Below are 12,939 nucleotides of genomic sequence, written 5' to 3' on the forward strand. Positions count from 1 at the left end.
GCGTCCTGCGGTCCAATTCCCACCTCGGGAAACGATGTCCCTAGCGGACCGGTGTGGTCGAACCGCTGGGGGGCTGTGGCCAGCGATCCGAACAACGGCGTCATGGGGGCGGTTGCGAACCGACGAAAAAGGGATGTCGCTGAAAGAGCCGCGATCAAGGAGTGTGAATCTCGTGGCGGGATAAGCTGTCTGATCGAGACTTCATACAGCAATCAATGCCTCGTCACGATTCAGGGAAAAACGGGCGTGACTCATTCCAAGTCGAGTTCAGTCGAGCAGGCGGAAAAACTCGGTATGGATGCGTGCGCGAAGCGCGGCGATCCCGACTGCCATGTCTACTACCAGGCCTGCAGCCTTCCGGTTCGGATTCAATAAGGCGCCAAGATACCGGTTGCTAGCGGAGCGGCGACGATGGATTCTCGTTTATTGCCGCCGCTCCACCATGGTGTCGCCGAACATGATGTCGGCGATGGCGCTGAAGCTGACCGGCAAGGTCGCGGCCGCGCTCTGGGCCGCCAAGGCCGCCGGCATCCTCGGCCTGGAAGCCGAAGGCATGTCCTCGCTGGCGATCCAGCAGGGCGGCCTGGGCCTGATCCTCACCGTCGCCCTGATCACCGTGCCACCGATGGTGGGGATGTTCTTCCATGGGGCGCTGGGGAATTTCATGCAGTTCTCGGCGTTTGGGGGGCAGGGTGGAGCAGGTGTAGCACACACTGGATCAGCCGGGCCGACCGAGCCGGTACGGGGCATTCCGCATAACCGCGACACCGGTGCTCCGCAAATGGAGCGAATGCAAGGATCTAGCTACGATCCAAGCGTCAGAGTGGTGCCAAGTGGAAATTTTCTCAGCCAAAATGAGATCAAGAAGAAATGACTAATAGCGCCCTTCGCTCGGCGACAGCGATATGTCTCTTCGCCATCTCTGGCTGTTTGCTTGCGGAAGGGGGATGCCCGGCTGGAATGATTCCGGCCCAAGGAACTTCGATTTCAACTTGCGCTCCGATACCTTCGGTGCCTGGAGAGTCCGTTCCCGCGGGGCCGAAGTGGAAGTCGCGGTGGGGTGCGATCGCGGCTGACGAAACACTGGGGATAATGGGCGCGGTCGCCGACCGTGACAGTAAGCGAAAAGCATCCAGCGACGCGTTATCGGAGTGCCGCATTCGCGGTGGAGTAGCCTGCAAGGTCAAGCTTGCCTACCACGATCAATGCGTGGCCACAGTGCAAGGTGCGACTGGGGCCAATAACGCTCATGCGGAATCTACGAATTTGGCGGTCCGTATCGGCATGGACGCATGCCGAAAGCGCGGTGACGGCGACTGCCATGTCTACTACCAGGCCTGCAGCCTTCCGATCCGTATCCGCTGAGCGTCAGCAAACAGGCCTTTCGGGGCCTTAAGATTCTTTGCGGTGGTGGTTCTGGCGACGACGCGAGCACGGCCGGAATAACGCCAACGAATGTACGCGTCCGCCGCAGCTCTACATTTCGAAGCGAGTAGGCCAACATCGAAGCAAGGATGCGCTCGACAAAGTCGAAGACGGGGACGATGGCCATCGCCAAGGCGCTAGCCATGATCGGGGGTGTCATGCAGAAGGCGGTTGTCCCAGCGGCCTGATTGCCTATGGCAGCGGGGACGTCGCCTCTTGCGGCCCGATCCCGGTCTCCGGCGACACCTGGGCCGCCGAGCCGCAATGGCGGATCGCTGGGCGCGATCGCCGGCGACGCGGAACGCAAGGTCTTGGCGGCCGCGGCCGGGCTCGCTCGCCGGCGCGCGGCGGAGGAACGGGCCGTCGGGGCGTGCCGGGCGCAAGGCGGCCGCGGTTGCACGGTCCAGATGACTTATCGCAATCAATGCGTGGCGACGATCCGGGGCGTCGCGGGGACCGAGCACATCAGGGCGGTGTCGGCCGAGCATGCCATCGGGGTGGGCATGGCGCTATGCCGCAAGCGCCGCGACGGCGATTGCCGCGTCCACTACCAAGCCTGCAGTTTCCCGGTTCGCTTACGCTGACCCGAGCGGTACGGCTCGCAACCGGCCAAGGCGCCGTCGACGCGGAGATGCCCGCAGTCCGGCGATTTACTCCCGCCCCGCCCACCCCGGACAATGACCGCAGGCCCTCTTCCGGTGGTTTCCATGTCCCGATCCCCCGTCGCCTGGCTCGCGCTCGGCCTCGCCGTCCTGCTCGGCAGCGGCTGTGCCGTGGTCAAGGTCAAGGAGCGCGCTTTCGGCGAGGTCGCGGTCGAGCGCAGTATCGATGCGCTCAGCGGCGACCGGCTTAGCGCCTCGGCGGCGAGCGTGCTGGGTTCGGCTGGGCTGGATCCGGAGGCCTGCGCGCGCGAGCCGGGGCCGTGCATCGAGCAGTTGCGCTCGCTGGCGCCGGTCGAGGACTGGCTGGCGGCTTCGGCGGAACTGCAGTTGCTGCGCATGAACGCCTTGCCGGCTTCGGTGAGCCGGGCGGCGGAAAGCGCCGGCCTGGCGCGCAAGCCGGTCGAACCGGCCGCCATCGCGGCGCCGGACGTGGCCGACGACGCGCGCACCGCGGCGGCGATCGAGGCTGCGCGTTATGCCTACGCCTACCTGTTTCTGACCCCGCGTACGCCGGAGCAGCGGGTGTTCGAGGCGCGGCAGGAGCGGATGCTGCGCTTCTACAACCGCGCCGTCGATGCGGTCGCCCAGGCCGCGTTCGAGGCCAGCCGCGGCCAGGTCGGCGCCAGCCCGGTGCGGGTCGGCGGCCTGGAGTTGCGCATCGCCCTGCACGGCTACGAATCGTCGGAGATCGAGCAGCAACCGGAGGCGTTGCTGGCCTCCGACACCCTGGGCTTCGACAATCTGCGCGCGGTGTACCGCCGCGACGGCTTCGGCACCTCGCTGGTGGCGGTGTTCCCGCGCCGCGCGCCGACGCAGGGGGCGGCGGCGGAGAACGTGCCCTATCGAGATACCCGCTACCTGCCGGTCACCGCGACCCTGCGCTTCGGCGGCGATTCGCTGGACGCGCTGCTGGCCGAGCGCAGCGCGCGCATGGACGTGTACAACCCGTTCCGGATCGAAAGCGAGACCATCGCCGGGCGCAGCGTGCCGCTGGCGGCGAACTATTCGGCCGCCTACGGCATCTGGCTGGCGCGCTCGGAACTGGCGCGGCTGAGCCTGTCGAGCCTGCTGCGGCCGAAGCAGGCGCGCGCGTTCTCGCCGCGGGTCTACCTCAACCAGCCCTACGATCCGGACAAGCGGGTGATCGTGCTGGTGCACGGGCTGGCGAGCAGTCCGGAGGCCTGGGTCAACCTGGCCAACGAACTGCTCGGCGACGAGACCCTGCGCCGCAACTACCAGCTGTGGCAGGTGTTCTACCCGACCAACCTGAGCATCCTCGGCAACCGCGCGGCGATCGAATCGGCGTTGGCGCGAACCTTCGCCCACTACGATCCGCAGGGCGACGACATCGCCAGCCGCGATGCGGTGCTGGTGGGCCACAGCATGGGCGGGGTGATCTCGCGACTGCTGCTGAGCGACAGCGGCGACAAGGTGCGCGAGGCCAGCCTGAGCGGTTTCGACGCCGCCACCGCGCAGCGCCTGCGCGATGATCCGCTGGTGCGCGAGCTGACCGTGTTCCGGCCGATGCCGCAGTTCGGCCGCGCCGTGTTCCTGGCCTCGCCGCATCGCGGCGCGGTGGTCACCGACGCTTGGCCGCTGCGCATGGTGCGCAAGCTGATCCGGCTGCCGTTCGACGTGTTGCGCGATACCGCCGAACTGATCCAACGCAGCCAGCTCGATCAGGACCAGCTGCAGAAGATCGGCTTCCGCAAGGGCCGTCCGCCGACCGGGCCGGACGATCTCAGCCCGAATTCGTTGTTCATGCGCAGCACCGCCGGGCTGACCCTGGAAGCCGGCCTGCCGTACCACACCGTGGTCGGCTGGCGCGATCCGAAGCTGCCGCTGGCGCAGTCCAGCGACGGCGTGGTGCCTTACGCCAGCGCCCACCTGGAGGGGGCGCAATCGGAGAAAGCGATCGTCTCCGGCCACAGCGTGCAGGAGACGCCGCAGGCGATTCAGGAACTGCGTCGGATCCTGCGCATCGATCTGGCCGAGCACCACCGCCGCAACGGCCGCTGAGCGCCCGCGCAGGGCGGATCAGCGTCGCTCAGCGGCGCTGGCGCCAGTAGGCGGCGCGCTCGGGGTCGTGACGCTCGCTGTCCTCGTCGCCGTACAGCGCCAGCAGGTGCTCGATGCTGCCGCGATGGCCGCCCTCGGCGGCGGCCAGCCACAGCCTTTCGGCCTCCTCGACGTCGCGCTCGACGCCCTCGCCGCGCATCAGCAGGCCGGCCAGGTCGCTGCCGGCGACGTGCGCGCCGGCGTAGCGGTCGTGTTCGGCGGCGCGCCGCAGCCAGCGCGCGGCTTCGGCGCCGGCGGCGGCGCGGTCGGCGCCGGCATTGGCGCCCAGGCGCAGCGCGACCAGCCCGGCGCGATGGGCGCCGTCGCCGTCGCCGACTTCGGCGGCGCGCCGGTAGTGGTCCAGCGCGCGTTGGTGATCGATCGCGGTGCCGAGGCCGAACTCATGCGCGTGGCCGAGGTTGTACAGCGCGTCCGGTTCGGCTTGCGCGGCGGCGCGTTCGAACAGGCGCAACGCGCGCTCGGCATCGGCGTCGCCGCCGACCCCGTTCTGCAGCAGATGGCCGAGGCGGGTCTGCGCCCGCGGATGATCGGGCGCTAGCGTGAGCAGCCGCTCCAGCCAGTCCCGGGCCAGCGCCGGCGCGGCGGGGCCGCCGACGCCGTCGATCAGCATCGCCGCCAATTCGTCCATCGCATCGACGCTGGCATCGGCGGCCGCGCCGGCCGGCGCCCAAGCCGCATCGGCGGCGCCGAACAGGCGCGCGAACAGGCCGGGCCGCCGTCCTGGCGCGTTCGGCTCGATGCCGGCGGCGCGCGCCATCCACAGCCGCGCCGCGGCCGGATCGGCGCCGACGCCGTAGCCGTCGCGCAGTTCGCGCGCCAGGCGCAGCGCGGCGCCGCGGTCGCCGGCGGAGAACCCGGCGGCCAACCACTCGAGGTGATCGTGGCGACGGCCGTCGCGGCGCAGCCACTCGAAGCGGTCGTCGTCGCTGCGCACCGCCTCGACCGGCTGGTCCGCCGACCAGGCGCGGTACAGGTGCAGGGCGATCGCCGACAGCTCGCTCCAGTCCAGCAGCCGGGCCACGCCGATCCAGGCGTAGCCGGCATGCAGCACGGCGCCGTCGGCGCGCAGCACCTGCATGCGCTGGCGGCCGTGGTCGTGGTCCTCGTGCTCGGGCAGGTCCTCGGCGACCAGGTAGCCGCCCACGACCGCGTCGCCGTCGCGGTACAGCGCGGCGGCGAACACGTGATCGTGCGCGCAGGGCACGACTTCGCGGCCGAGCCGCAGGTCCCAGGCGCCGCGCCGCTCGCGGCCGTCGACTTCGCGCCGCAGCGCGATCAGGTGCTGAGGCGTGCGCCAGGGCTCGTCGTGTTCGTGCGCCGATTCGCCGGGCCCGGCCTCGATCCACGATGCGAACGCCGACAACTCGTCGTACACCGGCGGAACCAGTTCGCGGCCGTCGGCGTCGATCATGCCCAGGCCGCCCTCGCGGCCGGCGGTGCGTACCAGGTAGCGCAGCGCTTCGCGCCGGGCCGGCTGCGCGCCGTCGACGGTTTCGTGATCGAGGTCCAAGGCGCGGTAGATCGGCGCGACGCATTCGCGCCCCGACCAGTCGAGCAGGCCATAGCGGCCCTTGCGCCGCACCCGGATCGCCGCGCCGGCGGGCATCGCGTCGATCTCGTCCCATTCCATCCCGACCCAGGCGCGGCCGTCGGCGTGCAGCCAGCCGCACTGGCGGCCGCGCCGGGCCAAGTAGGCGCCGGCCTCCTCATGCCATTCCAGCGCGTCGTACTGCGGCTCCAGCACCAGCGCGCCGTGGCGGTCGATCAGGCCGACCCGGCCCTTGCGCCGCACGTCGGCATGGCCGGCGGCGGTGAATTCGCCGCCGCCGTCGAAGGCCGGCGCCACGCACCACTGCCCGGCCGGGTCCAGATAGCCGTAGCGTTCGCCGCTGCGCGCGCAGGCGCGAGCGTGGCTGAAACGGCCGATGTCGTGCGCCGGCGGCGAGGCCGCGTCCGGCGAAAGGCGCCAGGCGCCGTCGTCCTGCAACAGGCCGGCACGCTCGCCGATCCGCACCGCGGCCAGGGCGCAGGGGCCGAGCGCCTGGAACTCGTCGACCTCGTCCAGCACCGGTTCCAGCAACAGTTGCAGGCGACCGTCGGCATGGCGTTCGAGCAGGCCGTAGCGGTCCTCGCGCGCGACCCAGTACAACTCGCGCGCTTCATGGCCGGCATCGAGGATGTCCTGCCATTGCGCCGGAATCAGCACCTCGCCGGGCTGCAGCCGGTCGTGCTCGTCGTATTCGCCGCGCCGGCGCAGGCCGCGCAGGCCGCCGGCCTCGAACAGGATCCGGTCGCGGCCCAGTTCGGGCTGGTCGGCGTAGTCGTCGTGTTCGAAGGCCTCGAACGCGATCCGCCGCGGCCGTTCGCGCTGGCCGAAATAGGGGTGGTCGAGCCCGCCGAAACCGAACTGCCACAGCCAGGAACTCCATTCGTCGACGTGCCAGGCCGGTCCCTCGACTTCGAGCAACTCGGCCACCCGCTCGGCGTGGTCGGCGGAGATTTCTTCCTGCAGTTCGCGCCAGAACGCGCTGCACTGCGCGGCCATGCGCTCGATGAAATCTTCGCCGTCGCCGTCGAGCCAGGACAGTTCGTCGATGTCGGCGGAAAACTTCAGCGGCGCGCCGGGGCGGTCGGCGCCGGCGCGGACCAGGGCCGACTCCTCTTCGAAGTAGCGGCGGAAGGCTTCGAACTGCAAGCCCAGCCCGGGAATGCGGTCCAGGCGCGGGTGGCCGACCACGTAGCGCTCCAGGATCGCGAAGCGCTCGCGCGCGGCGGCGGCGTCGCCGATCAGGTTGCCGGTGTCGGTGTCGAGGAAGGCCAACCGCTGGGCGGCGTTGGACGGCCCTTCGCGACTGTCGGCGAGCAACAGCTGCCACAGAGTCGGGAAGTGGTTCTTGGCCTCGGCGAACGGCCGGCCGCCGCCTTGCGCGGCTTCGACTTCCGTACACAGATATAGGAAGACCCGATTGCCCATGGACGCTCCCTGCGTGGCGGGGCGAGCAGGGTAAAGGATCTTCGCGCCGGCAGCCTGGCCGCAACGGGCGAAGCGGCGAAATGACGGGCCGGTCGCAGCCGGCGGCGGCCGTGGTCGAGCATTTGCGGGCGGCGTGGAGAACGAGCGCGGAGAAACGAGCGACTCGTTCCTGCGCACTCGTTCCCCGCCGACCGCCGTTACATCGCGCGGCTGTGCTGTTGCTGTTGTTGCGTCTGCGATCCCGGTCCCTGTTGCTGGTTCAAGGCATCGAGCTGGCGGAACGCGTCCTCGGTCGGCGGCGCCTGCTGCAGCGACATGCCCACCCGCAGGTGCGAGGGGCTGCTTGGGTCGCCCTGGACCAGGAATGCGGTCTTGCCGACTTCCTTGGTGGCCGGATCGACGCTGAGCACCACGTGGTCCGGACTGGACAGGTGGTTGCGCTTGCTTTCCAGGGCCAGGCCCGCGGCCAGGCGTTCGGCGTCGCGCTCCGGCAGGGTGCCGCCGAGGCGCGCGTACTCGCCCTGGACCTTGTCGAGGATGCCGCGGTACAGCCGGTGGTCCGGGTGCTCGGCGCTGCGCGGATCGAGCTTGGCGTGGTCGTGCGCGTGCCCGTCGCCCTGCAGCTCGCGCAGCGCGTCCAGCGGCGCGTTGCGGATGTTGACGTGGGTGTGGGTGGTCTTGGTGTGGTCGAAATGGCTCTGCTTGGGCGGGTTGCTGCTGGTGTCGTAGTACGGCTGGCGCCCGGCCGAGTTGGCGCCCAGGTCGATGCCGTTCTGCTCCATCAGCTTTTCGTTGAGCTTGAGCTCGGTCATGTTGAGGTGCACCTGCGGCTTGCCGCCGCTGGCGGTCTTGCCGTGGGCGTGTTCGAGCTGGCTGATGTAGCTCATGTACGACGCGCCGTAGTAGTTGGCGTAGTCCGACTTGCCGTCGTGGCCCAGGCGCGCTTGCGCCGGCGGCATGTCGAAGTAGTACTTGCCCATCGACTTGACGTTGTCGGCGCTCATCTTCATCGACAGATCGGCTTCGACCGTCAGCCCGGCCTTCAACGCGTAGTTGAAGTTCGGCGCGGTGCCGGTGCGGTCGATGAAGTCGCCGGCGCGGCCGGGCGACTTGGCGTAGACGTCGGCCAGGGTGGCCTTGGGATTGGTCTCGCGCACGTTGCCGACCAGCGCGTTCCAGCCGGCGATGTGGGCCTTGGCCTCGTTGTCGCGGTCGGCCTGGATCACCTTGCCGACCGAAGCGGTGTAGTCGTGCTTGTCGGCGACGGTCTTGGCCAGCGCGGTGGCTTCGGTGGCGAAGGTCTGGATCGCCTTGTCGCGGTCGGTGCGGTAGAAGCCGTGCTGCACCTCGTGGCCGAGCACGAAGGTCATGTTGCCGGCGTCGTAGGTGCCGGCGGGCGCCTTCTCCAGGCCCTTGATCGGCAACAGCATCGCCTGTTCCTTGCCGTTGTAGGCGCCGCCGGCGTGCGGATCGGTCAGCGGCTTGAACGACTTCAGATGTCCCTGGGCGATGGCGTCGTCGAGCTGCTTGGACAGCGCCGGCGAGCCTTCGATGGTGGATTTGAGATTGGCCGAGGCGTCGGCGCTGACGCCGGGCTGCTTGGCGAATTCGTCGAGCAGCTTCTGCAGCTCGGGACTGATCTTGGCGGGCATGACGGCCTCCTTGCCTTATTCGATGGTGAGGGTCTTGACGCAGTGGTGGCCGATCTTGGCCGGCGATTCGCTGGATTCGCCTTCGACGAAGATCTGCAGCGACAGGCCGGTGCGGCTGAAGTTCCAGTGGTCCAGGCGGCCGTGTTCGGCGTAGCTGGCGTTGCCGTTGAAGCCCATGCTCTTGAGCTCGCGCGCGTAATGCTCGAAGTCCAGGCCGCAGACCGGGGTCATCGGCGCGCTCTGGTCGCCGGTGCGGGCGAAATCGAAGATCAGCTTGCTCTTGTGCTCGCCGGCCGGGCGGGTGACGTAGAGGTTGTACGACCAGTCCGGGTTCAGCTGCGCGCCGGTGCCGAAGGAACCGTCGCCGTTGGCGGCGAGCTGGATGTCCAGGCCGGTGTGGCGGCGGACGTGGTCGGCGTTGAGGTCGGCGTTGGACGTCAGGCTGCCGATCAGCTTGAGCATGCGGCGGCTGATGTCTTCGCCGGTGACGTGGGGCGTGCCGCTGGCGGCAGTGCTCATGGGGTCCTCCTTGATGGGATTCGATGTTGGGGCATGCGCGCAAGCGGCCGAGGCCAGGCTCAGGGCCAGGACGGCGGCCGCGCGCGCGGTGCGGGGGAAGCGGGAGCGGGGCATTGGCGTCTCCTCCGTGTAACGCGAATCGCTCCGCGAATTACAGCAGGCTGCGACACCTGATGAACGGCGGAGGCGCGCGGCTCCGGACAGAGTTGCGACCGCGGGCACATTGCGGCTGCGGCGTCGGCGCAATGCTCGCGCAGCTGCCCCATTCAGTTTCGCTGCGGCGCGTCTCGCGCCCTGCTCGCGCGCCGCTGTGGACAAGTCGACTGTCATCGATAACAGTCCCGCCGCTGCTGGCTTCCGCGGAACTCCCGCGGGTGTCGGCGGGCGCGTTTCAAATGAACTGGCAAGTTCTGTTTTGCACTGCAGCGTGCAAACCCAATAACGCTTCCTTCACGATCGCCCCGCATCCCGACGTGGGGGAGGGAGCAAGCCCGCAACCGGTTCTACCGGAAGCGGGCTTTTTATTTGCGCGGTTTTTTTCCGGCGGCAGCGCCGGTCGCCCGGGTCGGGCACAGCCCGGATGCGTCTGCTGCGCGGTTGCGCGGCGATCCGGATGCGCTCCGCCGAGCGAGGCTTGGCCCGGCGACGGCGCCATCGGCGCCGATCGGCAGCGAAGTCCGGCGATGCGCGGACATGTCGCTCGCCGCGCGCCGTGCGCGAGGCCGCCGCGGCGGGCGCATGCGATCATCGGCGCATGCCTGCTTCGCAACCTTCCGCCGCCGCGTCGGATACCGCCATCGATCCGCTCGCCGCCGCGCTCGCCGAGCGCGCGCTGGCGCGTTTGCGCGCCGCCTCCGCGCAGGCGCGCGATGCGCTCGAGGATCCGCGCCTGGTCGCGCGGGTGGCGCGGGTCGCGGTGGTCAGCGATTTCGCCATCGACACCCTGCTGCGGCAGCCGGCGCTGCTGCTGGCGCTGGCCGCCGACGACGGCGCCGCCGAGCCGGCGCCGCCGGAACTGCCGCCCGAGCACCGCAGCGACTGGGGCACGCGCCTGCGCCGTTACCGCGCCGCCGGCTCGACCCGGTTGATCTGGCGCGACGCGCTGGGCCTGGATCGGGTCGAGGACACCCTGGCCGGCAGTACGGCGCTGGCCGAGCGCTGCCTGGACAGCGCCCTGCGCGCGCTGGAGGACGAGTTCGCCCGCCAGCGCGGCAGCGTCCGCACCCGCGACGGCGAGGCGGTGCGGTTGGTGGTGTTCGGCCTGGGCAAGCTCGGCGGCGGCGAACTCAACTTCAGTTCCGACGTCGACCTGGTCTACGCCTACGAGCACGACGGCAGCACCGAGTTCGACGGCCGCGACCCGGCGCGCGCGCTCGACGCCGAGGCCTATTTCGCCCGGCTCGGCCAGCAACTGGCGCGCTTGCTCGACGAAATCACCGGCGAGGGGTTTTGTCATCGCGTCGACCTGCGCCTGCGTCCCTACGGCAATGCCGGCCGGGTGGCGTGGTCTTTCACCGCGATGGAGCAGTACTTCCAGCGCGAAGGCCGCGACTGGGAACGCTACGCGTGGCAGAAGGCGCGGCCGGTGGCCGGCGACCTCGAGGCCGGCGAGCGCTTCCTGGCCGCGTTGCGCCCGTTCGTGTACCGGCGTTACCTGGACTTCGGCGCGCTCGACGGGCTGCGCACGATGAAGGCGGCGATCAGCGCCGAGGTCGCGCGCAAGGAACTGGCCGACGACATCAAGCGCGGGCCGGGCGGGATCCGCGAGATCGAATTCCTGGTCCAGGCCTTGCAGCTGATCCGCGGCGGCCGCGAGCCGGAACTGCGCGGCCGTCGCTTGCAGCCGGCCTTGCGCGAGCTGGTCGCGCAACGCCAGATCGGCGAGACCGCCGGCGCCGACCTGGCCGAGGCCTACCGCTTCCTGCGTCGGCTGGAAAACCGCCTGCAGATGCTGGGCGACGCGCAGACCCATGCGCTGCCCGCGACCGCGCAGGATCGCGCGCGCATCGCCCTGGGCCTGGACTACCCCGATTGGGAGGCGCTGCAGGCGCAACTGGCGCATCACCGCGAACGCGTCACCGCCGAGTTCGAAGCCCTGCTCGCGCCGCGCCGGCGCCGTGCCGCGCCCGACGCCTTGACCGCGTATTGGCGCGCGCTGCCGGAGGCGGGCGAAGCGGCGGTGCTGGACGAGGCCGGTTTCGAGCCGGCCGCCGACGCCGACGCGGCGCTGCGCGATTTCGCCCGCAGCCCCGGCGTGCGCGGCCTGTCGGATGCGGCGCGGGTGCGCCTGGACCGGGTGCTGCCGGCCTTGCTGCACGGCGCGGCCGGGTCGACCCAGCCGATGCTCGCGCTCAAGCGCCTGCTCGCGCTGCTGCACAACGTGCTGCGCCGCAGCGCCTACCTGGCCTTGCTCGACGAACAGCCCGCGGCGCTGACCCGACTGGTCGAAGTGGTCTCGCGCAGCGCCCTGCTGGCCGAGCGCCTGGCCTCGCATCCTCTGCTGCTCGACGAACTGCTCGATGCGCGCGTGGTCGGGCCGCTGCCGGGGCGCGAGGAGTTGCTGGCGGCCTGCGCCGAAGTCGACGGCGGCGACGACGCCGAGGCGACCCTGCAGGCGCTCAACGAAGTGCGGCAATCGCTGAGCTTCCGCATTGCCATGGCCCTGCGCGACGGCCGCCAGTCGGCCGAGGACAGCGCGCGCCAGTTGGCCTGGCTGGCCGACGGTGTGGTGGTGCGGATCCTCGCCCTAGCCGAAAGCGAAGTGGCGTCCGCGCACGGGCGCATCGCCGGCGGCCGCTTCGCCGTGCTCGGCTACGGCAGCCTGGGCGGCGAGGAACTCGGTTTCGGTTCCGACCTAGACCTGGTGTTCCTGTACGACGCGCCCGCGGTCGAGGGCGGCGCCTGGTCGGACGGCGCGCGCTCGCTGGACGCGCCGCGCTGGTTCGCCCGGCTGGCACAGAAGATCGTCGCCTTGCTCGGCGCGGTGACCGCGGCCGGGCGCTTGTTCGACGTCGACGTGCGGCTGCGCCCGGACGGCGCCAAGGGCCTGCTGGTGTCGTCGCTGGCGAGCTTTTCCGAGTACCAGTTCGAGCGCGCCTGGACCTGGGAGCATCAGGCCCTGGTGCGGGCGCGCTTCGTCGCCGGCGACGCCGGCCTGGGCGAGCGCTTCGAAGCGGTGCGCGCGCAGGCGCTGGCGCGCCCGCGCGACCCGGACAAACTGCGCGAAGAGGTCGCGGCGATGCGCGCGCGGATGCGCGCCGAGCTCGACCGCAGCGATGCGGCGCACTTCGACCTCAAGCAGGGCCAGGGCGGCCTGGTCGACCTGGAATTCCTGCTCCAGCACCGGGTGCTGGGCGATTCGGCCCAGGCGCCGGCGCTGCTGCGCCCGCGCGACACGCCGGGGCTGATCGAGGCCGCGCGCGCCGCCGGCCGGCTCGGCGATGCGCAGGCGCAGGCCCTGGCCGCGGCGCACGGCGTGCTGCTCGCGGCCGGGCTGGAATGCACCCTGGACCGGCGCCCGCGCCGGGTCGCGCAGACCGCGCCGATCCAGGCCGCGCGCGCGGCGATCGATGCGGCGATGCGCGAGCAGGGTTTGCGCGGCGCCGGATCCTGATTCGCGGCCGCGCCG

General features: G+C 70.5%; 8 protein-coding genes and 1 pseudogene. 6 read left to right on the forward strand and 3 right to left on the reverse strand.

All coding sequences use genetic code 11. The annotated features are described in order from the left end of the window. Positions 1-72: 72 nt before the first annotated feature. From AC3A57_RS14495 to AC3A57_RS14515, 5 genes and pseudogenes are all read left to right on the forward strand, one after another. Positions 73-375, forward strand: a pseudogene (locus AC3A57_RS14495) (DUF4189 domain-containing protein); the annotation flags it as partial. Positions 376-469: 94 nt separating this feature from the next. Next, complete coding sequence (locus tag AC3A57_RS14500) at positions 470-874, forward strand: hypothetical protein (protein WP_487579545.1); 405 nt, start codon at positions 470-472, stop codon at positions 872-874. An 86-nt stretch (positions 875-960) separates the two neighbouring features. Continuing rightward, a complete protein-coding gene (locus tag AC3A57_RS14505) occupies positions 961-1,365 on the forward strand; it encodes a DUF4189 domain-containing protein (RefSeq protein WP_487579546.1) in 405 nt (134 codons plus the stop codon). A 254-nt stretch (positions 1,366-1,619) separates the two neighbouring features. Continuing rightward, positions 1,620-2,009 carry a DUF4189 domain-containing protein gene (locus tag AC3A57_RS14510; RefSeq protein ID WP_487579547.1) on the forward strand — a complete coding sequence of 130 codons (390 nt, stop codon included), beginning with the start codon at positions 1,620-1,622 and terminating at the stop codon, positions 2,007-2,009. Positions 2,010-2,132: 123 nt separating this feature from the next. Next, a complete protein-coding gene (locus AC3A57_RS14515; protein ID WP_487579548.1) occupies positions 2,133-4,106 on the forward strand; it encodes an esterase/lipase family protein in 1,974 nt (657 codons plus the stop codon). 28 nt (positions 4,107-4,134) lie between these two features. Here AC3A57_RS14515 and AC3A57_RS14520 read toward each other — a convergent pair whose 3' ends face one another. The 3 genes from AC3A57_RS14520 to AC3A57_RS14530 form a co-directional block, all read right to left on the reverse strand. Continuing rightward, positions 4,135-7,140: a WG repeat-containing protein gene (locus tag AC3A57_RS14520; protein ID WP_487579549.1), complete on the reverse strand. Its 3,006-nt coding sequence runs from the start codon at positions 7,138-7,140 to the stop codon at positions 4,135-4,137. A 197-nt stretch (positions 7,141-7,337) separates the two neighbouring features. After that, on the reverse strand, positions 7,338-8,792 hold the full coding sequence (locus tag AC3A57_RS14525) for an XVIPCD domain-containing protein (RefSeq protein WP_487579550.1): 1,455 nt from the start codon (positions 8,790-8,792) through the stop codon (positions 7,338-7,340). Between the two features lie 15 nt (positions 8,793-8,807). Then, a complete protein-coding gene (locus AC3A57_RS14530) occupies positions 8,808-9,311 on the reverse strand; it encodes a hypothetical protein (protein ID WP_487579551.1) in 504 nt (167 codons plus the stop codon). A 754-nt stretch (positions 9,312-10,065) separates the two neighbouring features. Here AC3A57_RS14530 and glnE point away from each other — a divergent pair. Beyond that, positions 10,066-12,924, forward strand: coding sequence for a bifunctional [glutamate--ammonia ligase]-adenylyl-L-tyrosine phosphorylase/[glutamate--ammonia-ligase] adenylyltransferase (gene glnE, locus AC3A57_RS14535; protein ID WP_487579552.1), 2,859 nt, complete (start codon positions 10,066-10,068; stop codon positions 12,922-12,924). Positions 12,925-12,939: the final 15 nt, after the last annotated feature.

The organism is Lysobacter sp. Soil_C_15, from assembly GCF_057657315.1.